Genomic DNA, 20,329 nt, shown 5'->3' with positions numbered 1-20,329 from the left:
CGCGTTCCGTTCAGGCATGTTCTTGGGAGGACCAGCGTTCCATGAGGGCGAAATAGCCATCATCGGGCGCGTTTTCATAGATCAGGTCGTCATCGCGGAAGGCGACCCAGTCCTGGGCGCTGCGCACCCAGATATGGCCGACCGGGCGCAGCCGGGCGCGATCGTCGAGTGTGCCGGCCTTGAGCGAGAGCGCCGGCTTGCCCTCGGTATCATGGGCGATACGCGTGCCGCAGGCATCGCAGAACAGGCCCATCTTGGCGGTCTTGCTGCCGGTTTCCATCGCGAAGGCGGTCGGCGCGCCCTTGAGGAAGCGCAAGCCGTCGCGTTCAACCAGCATCGACATGCCGAAGGCGCTCGAGGATTGCTGCTGGCACGCCGTGCAATGGCAGCAATACAGCGTCATCGGCTGTTTGGTGATCTCGTAGCGAATGGCGCCGCACTGACAGCCACCGCGCATGGGGAGTTTCATCACGCCGCGCCTTCAAACAATACCCGTTCCGACGCCACCCAGGCATCGGCACAGCCCTTGGCCAGTTCGCGCACGCGGCCGATCCAGCTGGCGCGCTCGGCAACCGAAATGGCGCCGCGGGCATCGACCAGATTGAAGATGTGCGAGGCCTTGAGGCAGAAATCATAGGCCGGCAGCGGCAGCGGTTTTTCCAGCGCCAGCAGGGCTTTGCACTGGCCGGCCGCGTCTTCGAACCAGCGCGTCAGCATATCGACATCGGCGTGTTCGAAATTGAAGGCGGAGAATTGCCGCTCGGCTTCCTGGAAGATGTCGCCATAGCTCAGAGCGTCAGCCCCTTTGGCGCCGTTGAAGTCGAGATCGTAGACATTGTCGACGCCCTGGACATACATCGCCAGACGCTCCAGCCCATAGGTCAGCTCGCCGGAAACGAGATCGACATCCTGCCCGCCGACCTGCTGGAAATAGGTAAACTGGCTGACTTCCATCCCGTCACACCAGACTTCCCAGCCCAGCCCCCAGGCGCCGACGGTCGGGTTTTCCCAATCATCCTCGACAAAGCGCACATCATGCAGGTCGCGATCAATCCCGATCGCATCGAGCGAGCCGAGATAGAGTTCCTGCAGATTGTCCGGACAGGGTTTGAGCAGCACCTGGAACTGGTAGTAATGCTGCAGCCGGTTGGGGTTTTCGCCATAGCGCCCATCGCCGGGACGGCGCGAAGGCTGGACATAGGCCGCATTCCACGGCCTTGGGCCCAGCGAGCGCAGGGTCGTCGCCGGATGCAGCGTGCCCGCACCGACCTCGACATCATAGGGCTGCAGGATGGCGCAGCCATGGCTGGCCCAGTAATGCTGCAGACGCAGGATGAGGTCCTGGAAGGACGGCGCTTTGTCGGCGGCCATGGCATTATTCCCGCTGGAAAAATCAAGATCAAAAAATCGCGCCGACACTAGGCAAGTCAGCCCGCCGGATCAAGCGCGCGAGTCCTTGTTTTATTGCGACGCAACATCGCGCCCGGAGGGCCCGGGACTCGCCTCCGCACCCGGCATGAGGTCGCGCGGGGCTCAGGCCGCGGCGCCCGCCCGACGCTTGAATGGTCCCGGTCGTCCGGGTATATTTTCCGCCGGCTCGAGACAGTGACCACCGGCCTGCGCCACACCGCAGGAGCGGCTCAAACCATGAATGCGTGCCGGAAAGGCCAGATTTTGTCCCCCATCCTCCCCGCCATCATCTCCACCCTCCTCCTCGCTGGCGCGCTCCTGCCCGCGCCGGCCAGCGCCGACAATCCGGCCGGCCTGAAGATCCGCATCGATACGGATGAATTCGGCGCCATGGACGCCTTCTATCGCGAGGTGCTGGCCTTGCCCGTCGAGGAGGCCTGGTCCGATGAGGGGGATCGCGGCGTGATATTCAATGTCCCTGGCGGCGGCCAGCTCGAACTGGGCGATGTTGCAGGCGCGCCCGATCCCGCCGGCGTCTCGATCCAGATCGCGGTGGACGATGTCTATGCCGAACAGGCGCGCATCGGCGATCTCTGGCCGAGCGAGGGGCCGGAACCGCGCCCCTGGGGCCTGACCTATCTCTATCTCACCGACCCCAGCGGCGTCGGCATTATTCTCTATCAGCCCACGGTCGAGCCCGGCGAGACGCCCTAGACCATCGTCACCACGGCCTCGCCGCGCATGATCGCGTCGGCTTCGGCGGTATGGGCGGCCTCACCTTCATCATGCATCATCAGGGCGGGCAGAATGACCAGCGGCGCCTTGCCGCCGAGCCGGGCCGTGACCAGCACGCGCTTGGCCGGACGGTCGGCGCGGGGATGAATGGGGCGGACCACGACCGAGCCGAAGCGCGGGGCCAGCGCGGCCAGGATATCGCCAAGTGCATCGGCGCGGTGGATCAGCGTCACCCGCCCTTTCGGTTCAAGCAGGCGCGCCGCAGCCCCGACCCAGTCGGCCAGCGGCACATCACCGGCCAGCCAGGCGCGTTGTTTCTCCGCCTTGGGCAGGCGCAGCGCCCTGGGGTCGTCGAAATAGGGTGGATTGAAGAAAACCTGGGCGGCCCTCAGCGCGCCCATCGGCGCGGCGATATCGCCCTGGCGCACCCTCACCCGATCGCCCAGCCGGTTGGCGGCGATATTCTGCGTTGCCAGCTCGACCGCGTCCGGGTCGATTTCCAGGCCGAGAAAACTATTGCCCGGCATGCGCTGCGCCGCACACAGCAGGGCCGCACCGGGCCCGCAGCCAAATTCAACCAGCAATTCGCCCGGCTTCGCACAGAGACTGGCGGCCAGCAGGACGGCATCCATCCCGGCGCGATAGCCCCGCGCCGACTGGCGCAATTCCACCCGGCCGTCGAGCAGGCGATCAAGCGTGGTCTCGTTCATTCTTCCTCCGGCAAGGCTTCGGCGAGCAAACGCAGCGCCTCGGCCTCGTCTTCATCGACCACCATCAGCCGCCGCTTGATGAAAGGCAGACCGCCTCCATACAGGGTCGACATGCCTTCATCGAGCACAACCCCCTCAATTCCCGCATCATTCAGCAGGCTTTGCGCGTAGGACAGCCGCACCGGATCATTGGTTCTCAGGACCTCTTTCATATCGGGCACGAACTCCTGTGCTGAATTGCCACCGACAAGGCCGCTTGCCGGGCATGGCGGGGATTTCTATTGTCATCAGGTTTCTACGAGCTTCAAGGGAAACTCCAGGCGTGGACAGCATTGTGAAAGTGAAAGCGACGGCTCCCATGCCCGAACCGGCAGAGCTTAACGCCGCCGAGCGCCTCGCCACGCTCGCTTTCGACGATATGCGCCGGGTCGATGCGCTGATTCTCGATCGTCTGCAGAGCCATGTGACCCTGATCCCCGAACTAGCGCGTTATCTGATCGAGGCCGGCGGCAAACGCGTGCGCCCGATGATCACGATTGCCGCGGCCAATATGATTGGCTGCCGCGACGAGGCGCCGATCAAGCTCGCCGCCGCTGTTGAATTCATCCACACCGCCACCCTGCTGCATGATGATGTCGTCGATGAGAGCGGCATGCGGCGCGGCAAGGCTGCTGCCAATCTGGTCTGGGGCAATGCCTCGAGCGTACTGGTCGGTGATTTCCTGTTTGCGCGCTCCTTCTCCCTGATGGTCGAAGCCGGCTCGATGAAAGCACTCGGCGTGCTCTCCGCCGCCGCCTCGACGATTGCCGAAGGCGAAGTGCGCCAGCTCGCCGCCGTCAAGGATACCGGCGTTTCGGTTGAAACCTATCTCGAGATCATCGACGCCAAGACCGCCGCCCTGTTCGCCGCCGCCGCCCAGGTCGCCGGCATTGTCGCGGCCCGGCCCATCGTCGAGGAAAAGGCGCTGGAAACCTATGGCCGCGAACTCGGCCTCGCCTTCCAGCTGGTCGATGATGCGCTTGATTATGACGGCGCCGCGGCCAAGCTGGGCAAATCGGTCGGCGATGATTTCCGCGAAGGCAAGGTGACCCTGCCCGTCGCACTGAGCATACTCTCCGCCGATGACGAACAGCGCGCTTTCTGGGATCGGGTGATCGGTCAGCTCGACCAGCACGACGGCGATTTCGAGACCGCCCTGGCCTATATGCGCGAACACAAGGCCATCGAGGCGACCATTGAAGCGGCCCATAACCGGGCCGCCAAGGCGCGCCAGGCGCTCGCGATCTTCCCGGCCAATGAATGGCGCCTCGCCCTGGAAGCGCTGGCCAGCTTCGTCGTCACCCGCGCCCACTGATTTTCAGCTTATCGGGTGATGTCCTCACCGGCCGCAGCGGCGCGCTTGCGCACGATGCGATGGATAATCGTGAAGCCGGCCACACCGATCACGAAGACGCCAATTTTCAACCCCTCCGGCCCAGCGGCGCCGACCAGAACCAGCGCGCCGCAGGCCAGGCTCAGCGCGGCCCACATGGCCGCCACACGCCGATGGCTCCAGCCCATCCGGATCAGAAGTTGATAGGCATGCGCCCGGTGCGGGGCGAACAGGCGGCGTCCGGCCCGGGCCCGCGCCGCCATCGTCAACAGGACATCGCCGAGCAGGGGCAGGATCAGCAGCGCGGCCAGCCACACCGTTCCGTCCGGCCCCGTCGCCGCCCAGCGCAGCGCCAGCCCGGCGAACAGGACCGAGGCCCCCAGCGCACCGGCATCGCCGGCGAACAGCGTCCCGCGCGCCCGCAGCAGCGGCGCATTCCAGACGGCAAACCCGGCCAGGGCCGCGGCCAGCGCCAGGCTGGCCATCGCAATATCACCGCCGCCAGCCGTTGCGAGCACGAGGCAGGCCGGGATCAGGCAGGCGGCAATCAGCCCGTCCGAGCCATCCATGAAGTTTACGGCATTGCTGCAGGTAAACACCCATAGGCCAGTGCCAGCCAGACCGATAATCCATGGCAGGCTTACGGCAAGGTGCAGGACAGGTCCGGCAATCCCTGCCAGGGCAAGGCTGACGGCGGCCAGAATGATGAATTTGAGCGTTTCCGACAGGGTGAAAAGATCGTCGAGCAGCCCGATCAGACCGGCAACACCCCCGCACAGGGCCAACCCCGCCAGCATCGCTCCGCTCGCCGGTGAAGTCTGTGGCATCAGGGCCAAGGCTATGAAAAACCCCGCCAAAATCCCCAATCCACCACCACGCGGTGTCGGCCGCTCATGATTGGAACGCGCATTGGGACGGTCAATAATCCCCGCCCGCCGCATCGCCCAGCCGAGCAGCAATGCCGTCGCAAAGGCCGCAATCAGGGGCAGGATTTCACGCATCACCACCCTCCCCCAGCCGCGCCGGCACAATCGTCCAGTCCGGAAGCGCCGCCCGCAACAGGCCAGCCGCCTGCATCGCTTCATACAAGCTGTTGTAAAGCCCGAAACAACTGGCCCCGGACCCGGACATACGCACCAGGCTCGGCCGGCCCGTCGCGGCGATCAATTCCAGCGTCCGGGCGATATCCGGCGCCACAGAAATCGCCGCCGATTGCAAATCATTGGGCTCGCCGGCAAGCCAGTCAGGCAAGGCGTCCAGATCGGGCGCAGACTCGATCAGGGGCTGCGGATCACCGGCATCGAAGGCCTTGAAAACATCTGCAGTCGAGACCGGGATTCCGGCGTTGACGATCACCGCGAAAAGCGGCGGAACATCGCCAAGCATCTCAATCCATTCACCAATTCCGCGCATTCTCAGGGGCCGTGAATACAGGCAGGCGGGCACATCCGCCCCCAGTTCAAGCGCCAGCTGCGCCAGCTTTTCGGTCGGCCAGTCCAATCGCCAAAGCCGGTTCAGCGCCCGCAATGTAGCCGCCGCATCGGCCGAACCGCCGCCGAGACCGGCCGAAACCGGGATCAGTTTTTCCAGATGGATCGCCGCCCCGGTCTGCAGTCCGGCCGTGACCTGCAAGGCCCGGGCAGCGCGCAGAACCAGATTGGATGGCTCGCTCGCCAAGGCCCGCGAAGCCTCGCCGGACATCGTGAGCGTCAGTCCGGGAGCCGCCTGTACACTGATCGCATCGCCCCAATCGGCAAACAGGACGAGGCTGTCGAGCGGATGATAGCCGTCCGCACGCGCGCGCCCGACCCGCAGGGTCAGATTGACCTTGGCCGCGGCGCGTTCGACGATATCGCTGCCAGTCACGGGTTATCGACCTCGATCGGAACGGAGTCGCCAGCAGGCACACCCGATTGCAGGCGCACAGCGAGGCCTTCCCGCTCAGTGTCGTCGGGCTCGAGATCGAGCGTCCGGCGCCACTGGAAACCCGCTTCAAGCCGGCGTCCGACCTGCCAATAGGCATCGCCGAGATGGTAATTGATTGTCGCATTGCCCGGATCGAGCGCTGCGGCACGCTCCAGCTCGCTGACCGCGGCCTCGTATTGGCCCAGCCGATAATGCGCCCAGCCGAGGCTGTCGATGATATTGCCCTGTTCCGGCTCCAGCTCGGCAGCGCGTGACACCATGTCAAAGGCGCGCGAGATATTGACCCCGTGATCAATCCACAAATATCCAAGATCATTGAGAATTTGCGGCTCATTCGGAGCCACTTCGAGGGCCTCAAGATAGGCCGCCTCCGCGACCGCCCAGTCCTCATCGCCATACAGACAGGCGGCGCGGAAATAATAATGGCGCCAGTCGTCGGGCTGGCCCGCCGCATGCCGATCAACAATAACGCCGCGATAGAGTTCGGCAGCCTCGCCGCACCGGTTCTGCACCCGCAACAGATCGGCCAGGATCAGGCGCGCTTCGGTTTCGCCGGTCTGCTCAACCAGTTGCTGCGCCGACGCGGTCGCCGGGTCCAGATTGCCGAGCCGCGCCATCAGCCAGATCCGGTCAATCTCCGCGGAGGTCCGGAACGGACCCGCCGGAACCGCGGCATATTCCACCAGGGCCAGTTCGGGCAGGTTGATGCGCTGCAGGGTTTCGCCGAGCATGACGCGGATTGAGGCCTCGTCCGGATCGAGCCGCTGCAACATACGCAGATAGATGACGGCCAGGTCGATATCCGCCTGCGCCGCCAGGCTCGCCGCCGGTCCGAAGGCCGAACGGGCGGCAAATTGCGCCACGCTCGGGCGCCGTGGCGCGCGGCCGCGAGTGCTGGCGCGGTCAATTGCGAGGCGGATCGTGGCATCGAGCGGATTGCCCTCAAGATATGCCTGGTAGAGTGCGGTGGCATCGTCGGGCCGGCCTTGCCGCTCGAGGAAACTGCCATAGAGCTCCGTCGCCATGCGCGGGAAAGGCGAGGCAAAAACCGCCGCCTGATAGGCGCCGTCTGCGTCCTCAATCCGGTCAGCGGCCTCGAACAGCATGGCGCGATGGATCGGGATGAAAGGGGAGAGGAAACCCGGCGCCGCCAGGTTTTCGGCACCGCTCAGCGCCTCATCGGCAGCCCCGCTGCCCAGCAGGGCCCACTGGGTCCAGATCTGGGCAAGGAAAGTGTTGAACGGGCCGTAGTCGGGTGCATTGTGCAGCGTGTCGAGCGCTTGCGCGTAACGGCGGGCATGGATCTGGTCGGCGACCAGGTAGAGGCCGGCCAGCCGGCTCGGATCGCCGGATGCCGTACTGGCCATCGCCAGGGGCACGGCGCGCTCCATCTCACCGGCCAGGATTGCCGTGATATAGGCGCGATCCGTCAGGACCACATCGCCGGGCATCAGGCGCAGCGCTTCGGCATAATAATCGGCAGCGCGCTGGGCATCCCGGTTCACCCCGGCATGACGTGCCGCCAGGAAGGCCCCGTAGGCCGTCGACTCGTCATCGGGCGTTGTGGCACAGGATGCCATCGCGAAAACGGCAAGAAAAAGCGGCAGGACGCGCAAGGTTTTGATCATGGCGTCATGCTCGCTCTCCGCAGGCCCTCGTGCAAGGGCCCAACACTTGTGGCCTACATATTGGCGTACATCGGGCCACCACCGCCCTCGGGCGTCGTCCAGTTGATATTCTGGTTCGGGTCCTTGATGTCGCAGGTCTTGCAGTGGACGCAGTTCTGGGCGTTGATCTGGAAACGCTCCTCGCCGCTGGTCTCATCCTTGATCCACTCATAGACGCCCGCCGGGCAATAACGGGTCGACGGGCCGGCGAATTCCTCCAGCTCCGAAGCCGTCTGCAGCGCCAGATCGGCGACCTTGAGGTGAACCGGCTGGTCCTCCTCATGATTGGTGTTGGAGATGAAGACCGAGGACAGGCGGTCGAAGGTCAGCACACCATCGGGTTTGGGGTAGGCGATCGGCTTGTGCTGCGCAGCCGGCTCGAGACTGGCCGCATCACTCTTGCCATGCCCCATCGTGCCGAAGGGTGACCAGCCGCCAAACAGCGTGTTGCACCACATATCGATACCGCCAAACATGACGCCAAACAGGGTGCCGAATTTTGACCAGAGCGGTTTGACATTGCGAACGCGCTTGAGGTCACGTGCGACCCAGGAATTCTCGTAGGCGCTCTGGTATTCGACGAGCTCATCATGGGCGCGGCCCGACTGGATCGCGGCAAAGGCGGCTTCCGCAGCCAGCATGCCGGTCTTCATGGCGTTATGGCTGCCCTTGATGCGCGGCACATTGACGAAGCCGGCCGAACAGCCAATCAGCGCGCCGCCCGGGAAGGCGAGTTTCGGCACCGATTGATAACCACCCTCGGTGATGGCACGGGCGCCATAGGACAGGCGTTCGCCGCCCTTGAGAATATCGCTGATCGCGGGGTGCGTCTTGAGACGCTGGAATTCCTCGAAGGGCGAGAGATAGGGATTCTTGTAATTGAGGTGAACGACGAAACCGATCGAGACCAGGTTCTCGCCATAGTGATACATGAAGGAGCCACCGCCGGTCTTGCCGTCGAGCGGCCAGCCCATGGTGTGTTTCACCATGCCGGGCTTGTGGTTCTCCGGCTTCACGCGCCACAGTTCTTTCAGGCCGATGCCGAATTTCTGCGGCTCCTTGCCGGCGGAGAGGTCGAAGCGTTCGATCAACTGCTTGGCCAGCGAACCACGCACGCCCTCGCCGATCAGCGTGTATTTGCCGCGCAATTCCATGCCGGGCTGATAGCCATCCTTGTGGGAACCATCCCGCGCGACTCCGAAATCACCGGTGACCACGCCCTTGATCACACCGCCTTCCTCGACCAGCGAGGCGGCCGGGAAGCCGGGATAGATCTCGACCCCGAGGGCTTCAGCCTGCTCGCCGAGCCAGCGGCAAACATTCCCCAGCGAGACAATGTGACAGCCATGATTGCTCATCAGCGGCGGGAAGAAGATGGTCGGCAGGCTGATCGAACCGTGATGGCCCAATATCTCGAATATATCGGCCTTCACCGCGTCATTGATCGGCGCGCCCATATTCTTCCAGTCGGGCAGCAGCTCGTTGAGCGCCTTCGGGTCAACCACGGCGCCGGAGAGAATATGGGCACCGATCTCGGCACCCTTTTCCAGCACGGCGATCGAGACCTCGGTCCCGGCTTCGGCCGCGAGCTGTTTCAGACGGATCGCAGCGGACAGGCCAGCCGGCCCACCCCCAACGATGACAACGTCATAATCCATGGATTCGCGTTCGATTGCGGTATCAGTCATCGGGCGGCGACCTCTTGTCTCTTCGGATTCAACACATATCCGGCTTGCGGGTATCCGGTCATAGCTTAGGATTGCGCCCGCTTCCAGCGCTTGCCGCGCCGGGACAGAAGTTTTGTGACGTTGACGTTCACGTAAGGTCTGACCATTTCCACTTCTCCGCTTACCGTGCAGGACGAAAAAGCTCTCAAGGCATTGCTCGCCTGGTGGGAGGATGCCGGGATTCCGCTGGATGAGCCGATCGTACGGCCGCGCGCGCCCCTGACACCGAAGGCCGCGCCGGCCCAGACCGGCGCCAGGGAAACCGGCGCCAGCGAGCGCCGCCCCGCAGCCGCAACCGCGGCCTCGGCCAAGGCTGCCGGCTTTGGCGATGCCGGCAATGAGGGCCCGAGCGCCCGCGAACTGGCGGGCAAGGCGGACACGCTGGACGCCCTGCGCACGGCGATTGAAGGATTTCACGGCTGCCCGCTGCGCAATACGGCGCGCAATACCGTGTTTGCGCGCGGCAATCCGGCGGCAAAAATCATGATGATCGGCGAAGCGCCGGGCCGGGACGAGGATATGGAGGGCCAGCCCTTTGTCGGTCCCGCCGGGCATCTGCTCGACCGGATCTTCGCCTCAATCGGCCTGGCACCGGACCAGCTCTATCTGACCAATGTCATCAATTGGCGCCCGCCGGGCAATCGCAGCCCGACCCAGGACGAGATCGCGACCTGCCTGCCCTTCATCGAGCGACACATCGCGCTGATCAAGCCGGACATCCTCGTTCTCGGCGGCGGCATTGCTGCGCAATCACTGCTCGGGGCCAGCGAGAGCATCACCAAACTGCGTGGCCAGTGGGCCGATTACCGGCTGCGCGACGCTGCCGGCGAGCCAACCGGCACAACCATCCCGGCCCTGCCCACATTCCACCCGGCCTACCTGCTGCGCCGCCCGACGGAAAAACGCTTCGTCTGGCAGGACATGCTGATGCTGGCCAAGCGGCTGGAAGGCTGACACCGCGCCAATGAGACGCCCTCCCTCGCTCACGAACGCGGAAAACTCGCCCTATTGCACTTTTTGTTCTTGATTTGTTCTGAGCCTGAGACATACTCTTTCGCATGACCGAGCGCCCAGGAGGCTACGCCCTGAATGCCCCAATCCAGACCCCGCCGCCCCGGGGTCGAGGCGCTCGGTCAAACCTTTCCGGGCGGTTCGAAGCGACGAGCCGCGAGGCTTTCGATGATGGCTGGAGCGATGGTGATGCGACTCCGCCCACGCTGGCGACGATTGTTCTGAAAGACACCTCGCGCTCGATCATCGCGACCAATAATTCGCCAGATATTTCCTTCGACCAGTCGATCAATACCTATCGCGGTTGCGAGCATGGCTGTGTCTACTGCTATGCCCGGCCGAGCCACGCCTTTCTCGGCTATTCGCCGGGGCTCGATTTTGAGAGCGTGATCTTTTCCAAGCCCGATGCTGCCGCCCTGCTGGAAGCGGCCTTCAACAAGCCGGGCTATCGGCCGCGCCCGATCATGATCGGGGCCAATACCGATGCCTGGCAGCCGCTGGAGCGCAAGCTGGAGACAACGCGGGAGATTCTCAAGGTTTTCGCCCGCTACAAACATCCCGTCAGCTTCATCACCAAATCGGCCCTGGTGCTGCGCGATCTCGACATTCTTGCGCCGATGGCCCGCGCCGGGCTTGTTTCCGGCGCGATTTCGCTGACCACGCTGGACCGCAAGCTGGCCCGGGATCTGGAGCCACGCGCCGCCGCGCCGCACCGGCGGCTGGAAACCATCAAAGGGCTGAGCGAGGCCGGCATTCCGGTGACGGTGATGATGGCGCCGGTCATACCCGGTCTCAATGATCACGAGATAGAGGCACTTCTGGACACAGCAGCGGCCGCTGGAGCCCGCCGGGCCGGCTATGTGCTCTTGCGCCTGCCATTGGAGATCAAGGACCTGTTCCGTGACTGGCTCGCCGATAAACGTCCCGACAGCGCGGCACGCGTCCTGTCACTGCTGCGCCAGATGCGCGGCGGCAAGGATTATGATGCCAGCTGGGGCACACGCGGCCGCGGCACCGGGCCCTATGCCGAACTGATCGCGGCGCGCTTCCGCGCTGCAGTGAAGCGAAGCGGCCTCGATGGCGCACGGCCCGTGCCCGACTTTGCCGGTTTTGAACGGCCGCTTGGCACGGCGGTGCAGCCGAGCCTGTTCTAGGTCCGGCTCTTGATTGCTGGCCCTGATTGCGGTGCAGGCAGGCAATGGCTATGGCTGCTGCCATGTCCGACCTTTTTACCCGTCCTGCCCCGCGCATCCTTATTGCCGGCGTCGATGAAGCCGGGCGTGGCCCGCTTGCCGGCCCGGTTGTGGCCGCGGCCGTGATCCTTGACCCGGCCCGCCCGATCGCCGGCCTCGGCGATTCCAAAGTGATCTCCGAAAAGCGACGCGCCGGCCTGGCGCTGCAGATCCGGCAATTCGCCTGGGTCGGGGTCGGCATTGCCGAGCCGGAGGAAATTGACCGGCTCAACATTCTTCAGGCGACCATGACCGCCATGGCGCGGGCCGTGCGCAATCTGCCCTTCACGCCTGGCCACATCCTGATCGACGGCAATCGTGTGCCGCATGGCCTGCCCTGCAGCGCCGAGGCGATCATCAAGGGCGATGCTTCGGAAGCGGCAATTGGCGCCGCCTCGATCATTGCCAAGACGGTCCGCGACGATTTGATGCTGCGCGCGGCGCTGCGTTTTCCCGGCTACGGATTTGAAGGGCACAAGGGCTATCCCAGCGCCACTCACCGCAACGCCCTGATCGCGCTCGGCCCTTGCCCGATTCACCGTTTCAGCTATGCGCCGGTCCGCGCCGCCCTCGAAAACCGCTAGACGCAGAATCGGACTCGACGGGCAAATCCGGACTCCATGTGGATAACTTGATTCGTGCTTAACGACCCGTTAGGCCTGAAGGGCTGAGAACTGCCCCTCATGCAGACGAGTGGAGTGGTGCGTTATGGTGAAGTCCTCGATTGATCAGATTCTGGAAGGCGAATGCGTCGAAGTGATGAAATCGCTTCCCGATGCCAGCGTCGATCTCGTCTTCGCCGATCCGCCCTATAATCTCCAGCTCGGCGGCGATCTTCACCGTCCCGACAATTCCAAGGTTGATGCGGTCGATAATGACTGGGACCAGATCGGCGGTTTCGACGATTATGATCTCTTCACCTGGCAGTGGATGGAGCAGGCGCGCCGCGTGCTCAAGCCGAATGGCGCCATCTGGGTGATCGGCAGCTATCACAATATCTTCCGCGTCGGCGGGATCTTGCAGGACGCCGGCTTCTGGGTCCTCAATGACATTATCTGGCGCAAGACCAATCCGATGCCGAATTTCAAGGGCACGCGCTTTACCAATGCGCACGAGACCCTGATCTGGGCTGCCAAGACCAAGGACGGCCGTCCGACCTTCAATTACGCGGCAATGAAAGCCCTCAATGACGGCGTGCAGATGCGTTCCGACTGGTCTTTGCCGATCTGTTCCGGCGGCGAACGCCTCAAGGGCGATGACGGCAAGAAGGCGCATCCGACGCAAAAGCCGGAATCCCTGCTCCACCGCGTCCTGCTCTCGACTACGAATCCGGGCGATGTCGTGCTCGATCCCTTCTTCGGCACCGGCACCACAGGTGCTGCCGCCAAGCGGCTCGGGCGCCATTATATCGGCATTGAACGCGATGCCGAATATCTCAAAGTCGCCCGCGCCCGCCTCGCAGAAATCCAGCCGGCCAGCCGCGATGCGATGTGTGTGACCCAGTCTCCGCGCGCCCAGACACGCATCCCCTTCGGCACGCTGGTCGAGCGCGGCATGGTGAAGCCGGGCGATACGCTTTACTGCCCCAAGGGCCGCCACACGGCGCGTGTCCGGGCTGACGGCTCGATCATTGCCGGCGAACGCTCCGGCTCGATCCACCAGGTCGGCGCCCAGATCCAGAGCGCACCATCTTGTAATGGCTGGACTTATTGGCATATCCGCACCAAGCAGGGCCTGGCCCCGATCGATGTGATGCGGGCCGAGGTGCGGGCCACCCTGGAAAACTGACTCGGGTGGAAAACTAGCGCTCGCTGGCGGGTTTGCGCCGTGACACGACCTTGTGCATCACGCTCGGGAGGGCGTGATCCTGCAGGGCATTGTCTTCGGCCCAAATACCTTCTCGAGGTTCCCAGCCCGGGCCGGCTTCGGCTTCACGGACACTCAGGCGCAACTCGAAATGCGTGAAAACATGGCGGATTTCGCCGCGATCCTCCCATGCTGCCTCGAAGGGCGGATCGCCCGCCACCCCGGCTTCGCCCCACTCGCTTGAGGGCACTTCCATCATGCCGCCAAGCAAGCCCGTGTCGGCGCGTTGCCGCAACCAGACCCGGCCCTGGCGGCGCACCAGCCAGGCCGTGCCATGGCGGATGGGGCGGGCGATTTTCTTGAGCTTTTTCGGATAATTGAGCATATCGCCGCGGGCCCGGCCCTGGCAGGCGAAAGCCCAGGGACAAGCCTCGCAATCGGGACTGCGCGGCGTGCAGATCGTGGCGCCCAGATCCATGATCGCCTGGGCGTAATCGCCAGGCCTGTCAGGGTCGGCCAGCTCGCCCGCGAGCTTGCGGATTTCCGGCTTGGCTTTCGGCATCGCGGTTTCGATGCGGTAGAAGCGGGTCAGGACGCGTTCGACATTGCCATCAACGACGCTGGCCGGTTTGTCGAAGGCGGCAGCGAGAATTGCGTTGGCTGTGTATTCGCCTATCCCAGGCAGGGCGCGAAGTGGCTGCAGCTCTGCGGGAAACCTGCCGTTCAATTGCTGGCTGACTTCTATAGCGCAGGCATGCAGGTTCCGGGCGCGGGCATAATAGCCCAGACCGGCCCATTCGCGCATCACATCCTCGCGCGGCGCAGCCGCCAGATCCCCGACCGTCGGCCATAATTCCAGGAAGCGGAACCAATAGGGCGTCGCATGCGGCACAGTGGTCTGCTGCAGCATGATTTCCGACAGCCAGACCGCATAGGGATCAGCCACCCGCCCCGCGCGCCGGTCCTCCGGACGCAGACGCCAGGGCAAAGTGCGGCCTTCGCGATCATACCAGTCGAGCAAGGCCTGGCGCAGAGCGGTGATTTTCGTCGGCGCGGCCATATGTTCCGTAACTTGCAGCGAGGCCCTATCGAGGCGAGAATGCCAGCATGGTCTCCAAACCCCCTTCGTCAACTCTCGAACGTCAGGCGCGCCGTTTCCTGGAAACGCATCGCGGCCGCCGTTCGATCCGCGCCGCACCACCGGCGGGACGGGCGGCCGAGCGCATTCTCAAACCACTGGCCCGGCGTTTTGGCGTCGGGGTCGAGCGGCTGGTCGAGCACTGGCCGGAAATTGTCGGCGCGCGGCTGGCGGAATGGTGCATGCCCGAAGCGATCCAGAATGCGGCCGGTAACCGGGTGCTTGTGATCCGTGCCCGCGGTCCCGCCGCCGCCGTCCTGCAGGCGGAAAGCCGCCGCATACTTGAGCGCGTGCGCCTGTTTGCCGGCGAGCGTTCACCGACCCGCCTGCGTGTTTTGCAGGGCGCGACGCGCGCGCCTTTGCCGGACACGTCGAAGATGACGAAGCCTCCATCCGCATCACAAGTGAGCGAGGGGGTGGAGCAAAGCCTCGAGACGCGGCTATTGTCCGCGCTTGATCGTTTCGGCCATAGTGTCAAAAGCCGCAACGCCACCGATTTGTGACCCAGGGGGACACCCGCAATGCAACTGACCCGACGCGTATTTTCCGCCATCGCCCTTACTGCAAGCCTGGCCCTGAGTGCCTGTGGCGGCGAAACCGACCCGGCCGGTGCCAACCAGACCGCTTACGAGCGTGGCAGCGACCGCGGCATGGGCAGCGCCGATGCCTCGCTGACCATGGTTGAATATGCCTCGGTCGCCTGTGGCCATTGCGCCACCTTCCACGAGGAAGTCTGGCCGATGATCGACACCAATTACGTCGAGACCGGCCGCATGCGCTATGTCTTCCGCGAAATGATCACCGGCTCGCCGCAATTCGCAATCGCCGGTTTTGCGCTGGCGCATTGTGTCGCGCCCGAGCGTTATTTCGACATGCTCGACCTGTTGTTCCAGCAGCAGCGGGCTATCTTCCAGGCGGCAGGCCAACCCGGCGGCGCGCGCAGCCAATACCTCGCTATCGCCCGTTCGATGGGGATGAGCGAAGCGGCGTTCGACGCCTGCCTCAATGACCAGGACATCAATGCCGAAATCGTCGCGGCCCATGAACGCGCCCTGGCCGAGGGTATCAACAGCACGCCACGCTTCCTGTTCAATGGTGAATTGCTTGAAGCACGCCGCGCGCCCGGTGCGTCCGAATACACCTATTTCCTTGGCAGCCGCCAGGTGATGATTGATGGCGAACCTCTGCCCGGCATGGTGGATGCCGAGACTTTCCGCATCCTGATCGACCATCTTCTGAGCCAGCTCGAGGGCGACACGTCCGCGACGGCCGACCCTGCCAGCACTGAGGACTAAGCTCTTGAAACCGATAGCCCGCCTTGTTTGCAGCCTCGTTCTGGCCACCTGCACATGGGGCGGGCTGACGGCCGCTGCCTCGGCCCAGCATCCCGCCCAGGCCGAGCGGCCGGGTGATAATGCCATCGGCTCGATGGATGCCGAGCTGGTGATCGTGGAATACGCCTCCTATGCCTGCCCGCATTGTGCGCATTTCCAGACCGAAGCCTGGCCGACCATCCGGTCGGAATTCGTCGAGACCGGCCAGGTCCGCTATATTTTCCGCCCCATGCTGACGAGCCCGCCGCAGATCGCGGCGATTGGCATCGTGTTGGCCGCCTGCGCCGAGGATGACAGGTTTTTCAGCGCGACCGACCTCTTGTTCGCCGAGCAATCCACCATATTCGAAACAGCCCAGGCCCAGGGCAATGTCGGTGCGGTCTATGACCGGATCGGCGCTGCTGTCGGGCTTTCACCCGAAGCCCTGTCGGCCTGCTATGCCGATCCGGCGATGACGGAAATGGTCAATACCGTAGCAGTCCAGGCCAATCAGGACGGCATCGCCGGCACGCCGAGCTTCATCATTGGCGGCAAGATATTGAACACCGCGATGACCGCGGAAGGCGCGATTTTCCACTGGGGCGGCACGCCGCTTCTGATCAATGGAGACAGGGTCCCCGCTCAATTGGACGGAGACACGTTCCGCCGAATCATCCTTCACTTCCTCGATGATGCCGCCGAGGGCATCGATCACGGGTCGGTTTCCGCGCATTAAGGGTGGGCTGACACAGAGTGCAGGGTCCGATTGCCGGCTGACGGCAATCCATAACGCGATGGAGGTCGGGTGAAGTTCACGCAGCTCCGGCTGACCGGTTTCAAATCATTCGTTGATCCGACCGAATTGCGGATTGACCCCGGACTGACTGGCGTGATCGGACCCAATGGTTGCGGCAAATCCAACCTGCTTGAAGCCCTGCGCTGGGTAATGGGAGCCACGTCGGCCAAATCCCTGCGCGGTGGCGGCATGGAGGATGTGATTTTCTCCGGCACGGACAACCGCCCGGCGCGCAATCACGCCGAAGTCCTGCTTACCGTCGACAATTCAGACAAGCTCGCTCCGGCCCGGTTCAACGACGCCGCCAGCCTGGATGTCAGCCGCCGGATCACGCGCGGGGCCGGTTCGGCCTACAAGATCAATGGCGAAGAAGTGCGGGCCAAGGATGTCCAGCTGCTGTTTGCCGATGCCGGCACCGGTGCCAATTCCGCCGCCCTGGTGCGCCAGGGCCAGATCAGCGAACTGATCGCCGCCAAACCGGAAAATCGCCGCCGAATTCTTGAGGAAGCCGCCGGGGTCGCCGGTTTGCGGGCCCGCCGCCATGAGGCGGAATTGCGCCTGCGCGGCGCGGAAACCAATCTCGATCGCCTGCAGGAAGTGATCGACGAGATCGGCAGCCGCCACGCTTCCCTGCAGAAACAGGCCCGGCAAGCGGCCCGCTATCGCAAGCTCTCGGCCAGCATCCGGACGCTGGAGGCCACAGTCTGGCTCAATCGCTGGCGCGCGGCTGCCAGCCTCGTCGAGGAGAGCGAGGCCATACTGGTGGACAAGCGCGAGAGCGCCGAGACCGCCACAGCGGCCGCCTCCGAAGCCCGTATCCAGGCCGAAATTCTCGCCGCCATGCGCGAGCCGGCGCGCTTGAAAGAAGCCGAAGCGGCGGCAGCGCTGCGCAATCTTGAACGTGAGCGCGACCGGATCGAGCGCGATGCCGCCGATGTCCAGCGCACGATCGCCAGTCTGGAATCCCGGCTTGATGAGCTCGCCTCCGCCGCCGGGCGCGAACAGCATATTGTCGACGACGCCACCGCCAGCCGGGACCAGGCCGCCAAGGAAGTCGAGCGGCTTGAGGCAGAAATGGCGCGCGAAAAAACCAGCCTGGCCGGCGCCGAGGCCGCGGCGCTTGATGCCGACACCCAGCGCCGCAGCAAGGAAGCCTTGCTCGACACCAAGGCCGGCGACGCCGCGGCACGCCAGGCTGCGCTCGAAAGCGCCCGCCGCGATGCCGAACGACTGGCTGCCCGGCTCGGCCAGATCGACCGCGAGATTGAAGCCGCGGCCCGGGAGCGTGAAACCCTGCTCGCCTCCTCGGCCCTGTCCGAGCTGGAGGCCGCGGAAGCTGCCTTGCGCACGAGCGAGACCGCCCACGAGACCGCGAAGGCTGCGCTCAATACCGCCGAGCTGGCGCGTCAGGATGCCGAGGCCGAACAACAGCTGGCGATCGAAGCCTGGCGCGAACTCTCCACCGAGCGCGACAGCCTGACACACGAAGCCGCGACGATTGAACGCCTGCTGGCCAGCGCGCTGCAGGAGAATGTCTCACCGGCCCTCGATGCGGTGCGCGCCCGCCCGGGCTATGAGCACGCGCTGGCGGCCGCGCTGGGCGATGATCTCGACGCCTCGCTCGATGAGAGCGCCGCGCGTCACTGGCACAAGACCGATTGTCACGCCGAGGCCCTGCCCGGTGGCTGCGTGCCGCTCTCCGACCATGTCGAGGCGCCCGCAGCCCTGCGCGCACGGCTCGATGCGGTGGGTGTCATCAAGCCGGAGAAAGCTGCCGCCGCAGCCGCAAAGCTCAAACCCGGCCAGCGCCTGGTCACTCGCGAAGGCGATCTGTGGCGCTGGGACGGGCTGGTCGCCCGCGCCGACGCGCCCTCGGCGGCCGTGGCCCGGCTGGAACAACGCAATCGTCTCGATGCGGTCGGCGAGGCCCTCGCCGCGAGCGAAGCCGAATTTGCTGCGGCGACCACACGGCGCGACACGGCACAGTCGGGCCTGACCGCCGCCCGGCAGGCGGAGCAGTCCGCCCGCGCTGCCATTGCACCGGCTGAGCGAGCCATTCGCGACGCCCAGACCCGTATCACCGGATTGCGCGAGAGCGCCGCCCGGGCCTCGGCGCGCGCCGACGCGCTGGGCGAACGGCTCGAACGCCTCGCCCTTGAAGCGGCTGACGGCAAGACGGCATTGGCGGCGGCCCAGGCTGTGGTCGAAACAGCGGCACGCGCCGGCGAAGACCATGCGGCGCTCGAGCGCGCACGGGAGAGCGCGGAAAATGCCCGGCGCGCGGCCGCCGATGCGCGCGCGGCACTGGAAAGCGTGCGCCGCGAATCGGAATTGCGCCGCCAGCGTCACCTCGCTGCCCGCCGCGACCGCGATGCCTGGGCGGAACGCTGCCAGGCCGCCGCCGAGCGAATCGAACAGATTGCCGGTCAGATCTCCGACACCCAGGCGGCACTGGAGCAGGCGATTGCCCGCCCCGAAACGTTGCAGCAAAGCCTGCATGCGCTGACGGACCGCCTCGAAAGCGCCGCCCGCACGGCGAGTGAAGCGCGCGAGGCCGCTGCCGGCACCGAAGATCAGCTCAAGGCCGCCGAGAGCGCGGCCCGCTCCGCCGAGAATGCGGCATCGGCGGCCCGCGAAGGCCGGGCGGCCGCCGAAGCCCGGCTCGGCTCGGCGCGCGACCGGCTGAGCGAGACCACAGAACGCCTGCAGGACGCGACCGGCGAGGATCCCGCCGCCCTGTCCCGGCGCGTTACCGACGAGGATATTGATTCGCCTGGCAGCGGCGATGTCGAGCGCCGCCTCGACGAGGCCCGCCAGGCCCGCGACCGGCTCGGCGCCGTCAATCTGCGCGCCGATGAAGAGGCCGAGGAATTGGCCAAGCGCGTCGAGGAGATGAGCCGCGAGCGCGATGATTTGCTCGCCGCGATTGACCGCTTGCGCAAGGCGGTCGACCAGTTGTCACGTGAAGGCCGCGCCCGCCTGCTGGAAGCCTTCGACGTCGTCGATGCCCATTTCCGCACCCTGTTTGCGACCCTGTTCGAGGGTGGCCATGCCGAACTGCGCCTGACCGAGAATGATGACCCGCTCGAAGCCGGGCTGGAAATCTTCGCCTGCCCGCCGGGCAAGAAGATGGAGACGATGTCGCTGATGTCCGGTGGCGAGCAGGCGCTGACCGCCTCGGCGCTGATCTTCGCCGTCTTCCTGTCGAATCCCGCCCCGGTCTGCGTGCTGGACGAGGTCGATGCACCGCTCGACGACGCCAATGTTGACCGTTATTGCCGCATGCTCAATGAAATGCGGCGCATGACGGATACCCGCTTTCTCGTCATCACCCACAACCCGCTCACCATGTCGCGCATGGACCGGCTCTATGGTGTGACCATGTCGGAACGCGGGGTTTCCCAGCTTGTATCGGTCGACCTGGTCGGCGCGGAACAGCTGGTTGCCGCGGAATGACAATTTTCCGCAATTTTTTCAAAGATTTAT

General features: G+C 64.8%; 19 protein-coding genes. 10 read left to right on the top strand and 9 right to left on the bottom strand.

Annotated features, from left to right (window positions below; genetic code table 11):
- Positions 1-10: 10 nt before the first annotated feature.
- Entirely contained in the window at positions 11-469 is a 459-nt protein-coding gene (locus tag BLT42_RS07515; RefSeq protein ID WP_091769239.1) for a GFA family protein, read from the bottom strand.
- Positions 469-1,371, bottom strand: a complete 903-nt coding sequence (locus BLT42_RS07510; protein WP_091769390.1) for a glycine--tRNA ligase subunit alpha — start codon at positions 1,369-1,371, stop codon at positions 469-471. Before BLT42_RS07510 ends, BLT42_RS07515 begins: the two co-directional genes overlap by 1 nt.
- A gap of 303 nt (positions 1,372-1,674) precedes the next feature.
- Between BLT42_RS07510 and BLT42_RS07505 the strand changes: the two genes are divergently transcribed.
- Entirely contained in the window at positions 1,675-2,124 is a 450-nt protein-coding gene (locus tag BLT42_RS07505) for a VOC family protein (RefSeq protein ID WP_091769236.1), read from the top strand.
- Here BLT42_RS07505 and BLT42_RS07500 read toward each other — a convergent pair.
- Both BLT42_RS07500 and BLT42_RS07495 read right to left on the bottom strand, forming a co-directional pair.
- The gene (locus tag BLT42_RS07500; RefSeq protein ID WP_091769233.1) at positions 2,121-2,855 is read right to left on the bottom strand and encodes a tRNA1(Val) (adenine(37)-N6)-methyltransferase; all 735 of its coding nucleotides are present in this window, start codon (positions 2,853-2,855) and stop codon (positions 2,121-2,123) included. The two genes, BLT42_RS07505 and BLT42_RS07500, sit on opposite strands and share 4 nt — an antisense overlap.
- Positions 2,852-3,067 carry a putative signal transducing protein gene (locus BLT42_RS07495; protein ID WP_091769230.1) on the bottom strand — a complete coding sequence of 72 codons (216 nt, stop codon included), beginning with the start codon at positions 3,065-3,067 and terminating at the stop codon, positions 2,852-2,854. Before BLT42_RS07495 ends, BLT42_RS07500 begins: the two co-directional genes overlap by 4 nt.
- A 146-nt stretch (positions 3,068-3,213) precedes the next feature.
- Here BLT42_RS07495 and BLT42_RS07490 point away from each other — a divergent pair, with 146 nt between their 5' ends.
- On the top strand, positions 3,214-4,209 hold the full coding sequence (locus BLT42_RS07490; protein WP_091769227.1) for a polyprenyl synthetase family protein: 996 nt from the start codon (positions 3,214-3,216) through the stop codon (positions 4,207-4,209).
- An 8-nt stretch (positions 4,210-4,217) separates the two neighbouring features.
- Here the strand turns inward: BLT42_RS07490 and BLT42_RS07485 are convergent, their stop codons facing one another.
- The 4 genes from BLT42_RS07485 to BLT42_RS07470 are packed head-to-tail and all read right to left on the bottom strand — an operon-like array spanning position 4,218 to position 9,508.
- Positions 4,218-5,228, bottom strand: a complete 1,011-nt coding sequence (locus BLT42_RS07485) for a glycosyltransferase family 4 protein (RefSeq protein WP_176780292.1) — start codon at positions 5,226-5,228, stop codon at positions 4,218-4,220.
- Positions 5,221-6,093, bottom strand: a complete 873-nt coding sequence (locus tag BLT42_RS07480; protein WP_233342378.1) for a 4-(cytidine 5'-diphospho)-2-C-methyl-D-erythritol kinase — start codon at positions 6,091-6,093, stop codon at positions 5,221-5,223. Before BLT42_RS07480 ends, BLT42_RS07485 begins: the two co-directional genes overlap by 8 nt.
- Complete coding sequence (locus BLT42_RS07475; RefSeq protein ID WP_091769222.1) at positions 6,090-7,781, bottom strand: tetratricopeptide repeat protein; 1,692 nt, start codon at positions 7,779-7,781, stop codon at positions 6,090-6,092. Before BLT42_RS07475 ends, BLT42_RS07480 begins: the two co-directional genes overlap by 4 nt.
- Before the next feature lie 53 nt (positions 7,782-7,834).
- The gene (locus BLT42_RS07470; protein WP_091769218.1) at positions 7,835-9,508 is read right to left on the bottom strand and encodes an electron transfer flavoprotein-ubiquinone oxidoreductase; all 1,674 of its coding nucleotides are present in this window, start codon (positions 9,506-9,508) and stop codon (positions 7,835-7,837) included.
- Between the two features lie 165 nt (positions 9,509-9,673).
- Between BLT42_RS07470 and BLT42_RS07465 the strand changes: the two genes are divergently transcribed.
- The 4 genes from BLT42_RS07465 (at position 9,674) to BLT42_RS07450 (ending at position 13,578) form a co-directional block, all read left to right on the top strand.
- Positions 9,674-10,501 (top strand): uracil-DNA glycosylase, encoded by an 828-nt coding sequence (locus BLT42_RS07465; protein WP_233342377.1) that lies wholly within the window; start codon positions 9,674-9,676, stop codon positions 10,499-10,501.
- A gap of 104 nt (positions 10,502-10,605) precedes the next feature.
- The gene (locus tag BLT42_RS07460) at positions 10,606-11,712 is read left to right on the top strand and encodes a PA0069 family radical SAM protein (protein ID WP_091769214.1); all 1,107 of its coding nucleotides are present in this window, start codon (positions 10,606-10,608) and stop codon (positions 11,710-11,712) included.
- Positions 11,713-11,774: 62 nt separating this feature from the next.
- A complete protein-coding gene (locus tag BLT42_RS07455) occupies positions 11,775-12,374 on the top strand; it encodes a ribonuclease HII (RefSeq protein WP_091769384.1) in 600 nt (199 codons plus the stop codon).
- Between the two features lie 124 nt (positions 12,375-12,498).
- Positions 12,499-13,578, top strand: a complete 1,080-nt coding sequence (locus tag BLT42_RS07450; RefSeq protein WP_091769211.1) for a site-specific DNA-methyltransferase — start codon at positions 12,499-12,501, stop codon at positions 13,576-13,578.
- A 13-nt stretch (positions 13,579-13,591) separates the two neighbouring features.
- On the opposite strand, the gene mutY is transcribed toward BLT42_RS07450, so the two are convergent.
- Positions 13,592-14,656: an A/G-specific adenine glycosylase gene (mutY, locus tag BLT42_RS07445; RefSeq protein WP_091769209.1), complete on the bottom strand. Its 1,065-nt coding sequence runs from the start codon at positions 14,654-14,656 to the stop codon at positions 13,592-13,594.
- Between the two features lie 47 nt (positions 14,657-14,703).
- Between mutY and BLT42_RS07440 the strand changes: the two genes are divergently transcribed.
- The 4 genes from BLT42_RS07440 to smc all read left to right on the top strand — a co-directional run bounded on the left by BLT42_RS07440 (position 14,704) and on the right by smc (position 20,299).
- Positions 14,704-15,237, top strand: a complete 534-nt coding sequence (locus BLT42_RS07440) for a DciA family protein (protein ID WP_091769206.1) — start codon at positions 14,704-14,706, stop codon at positions 15,235-15,237.
- Between the two features lie 18 nt (positions 15,238-15,255).
- Entirely contained in the window at positions 15,256-16,029 is a 774-nt protein-coding gene (locus tag BLT42_RS07435; RefSeq protein WP_091769204.1) for a thioredoxin domain-containing protein, read from the top strand.
- Between the two features lie 4 nt (positions 16,030-16,033).
- Complete coding sequence (locus BLT42_RS07430) at positions 16,034-16,783, top strand: DsbA family protein (RefSeq protein WP_091769202.1); 750 nt, start codon at positions 16,034-16,036, stop codon at positions 16,781-16,783.
- A gap of 69 nt (positions 16,784-16,852) precedes the next feature.
- Positions 16,853-20,299, top strand: coding sequence for a chromosome segregation protein SMC (smc, locus tag BLT42_RS07425; protein ID WP_091769199.1), 3,447 nt, complete (start codon positions 16,853-16,855; stop codon positions 20,297-20,299).
- Positions 20,300-20,329: the final 30 nt, after the last annotated feature.

The sequence above is a fragment of the Maricaulis salignorans genome, assembly GCF_900103475.1.
In the GTDB taxonomy this organism is placed as follows: Bacteria; Pseudomonadota; Alphaproteobacteria; order Caulobacterales; family Maricaulaceae; genus Maricaulis; species Maricaulis salignorans.
This window is presented reverse-complemented; position numbering and strand designations above follow the sequence as displayed.

What these genes read in the sequence shown, in the direction of transcription:
- BLT42_RS07485 (WP_176780292.1), bottom strand. Translation starts at nt 5,228, where the DNA reads ATGCGTGAAATCCTGCCCCTGATTGCGGCCTTTGCGACGGCATTGCTG.
- BLT42_RS07455 (WP_091769384.1), top strand. Translation starts at nt 11,775, where the DNA reads ATGTCCGACCTTTTTACCCGTCCTGCCCCGCGCATCCTTATTGCCGGC.
- BLT42_RS07460 (WP_091769214.1), top strand. Translation starts at nt 10,606, where the DNA reads ATGACCGAGCGCCCAGGAGGCTACGCCCTGAATGCCCCAATCCAGACC.
- BLT42_RS07515 (WP_091769239.1), bottom strand. Translation starts at nt 469, where the DNA reads ATGAAACTCCCCATGCGCGGTGGCTGTCAGTGCGGCGCCATTCGCTAC.
- BLT42_RS07450 (WP_091769211.1), top strand. Translation starts at nt 12,499, where the DNA reads ATGGTGAAGTCCTCGATTGATCAGATTCTGGAAGGCGAATGCGTCGAA.
- BLT42_RS07475 (WP_091769222.1), bottom strand. Translation starts at nt 7,781, where the DNA reads ATGATCAAAACCTTGCGCGTCCTGCCGCTTTTTCTTGCCGTTTTCGCG.
- mutY (WP_091769209.1), bottom strand. Translation starts at nt 14,656, where the DNA reads ATGGCCGCGCCGACGAAAATCACCGCTCTGCGCCAGGCCTTGCTCGAC.
- BLT42_RS07470 (WP_091769218.1), bottom strand. Translation starts at nt 9,508, where the DNA reads ATGACTGATACCGCAATCGAACGCGAATCCATGGATTATGACGTTGTC.
- BLT42_RS07490 (WP_091769227.1), top strand. Translation starts at nt 3,214, where the DNA reads ATGCCCGAACCGGCAGAGCTTAACGCCGCCGAGCGCCTCGCCACGCTC.
- BLT42_RS07440 (WP_091769206.1), top strand. Translation starts at nt 14,704, where the DNA reads ATGGTCTCCAAACCCCCTTCGTCAACTCTCGAACGTCAGGCGCGCCGT.
- BLT42_RS07435 (WP_091769204.1), top strand. Translation starts at nt 15,256, where the DNA reads ATGCAACTGACCCGACGCGTATTTTCCGCCATCGCCCTTACTGCAAGC.
- BLT42_RS07495 (WP_091769230.1), bottom strand. Translation starts at nt 3,067, where the DNA reads ATGAAAGAGGTCCTGAGAACCAATGATCCGGTGCGGCTGTCCTACGCG.
- BLT42_RS07500 (WP_091769233.1), bottom strand. Translation starts at nt 2,855, where the DNA reads ATGAACGAGACCACGCTTGATCGCCTGCTCGACGGCCGGGTGGAATTG.
- BLT42_RS07510 (WP_091769390.1), bottom strand. Translation starts at nt 1,371, where the DNA reads ATGGCCGCCGACAAAGCGCCGTCCTTCCAGGACCTCATCCTGCGTCTG.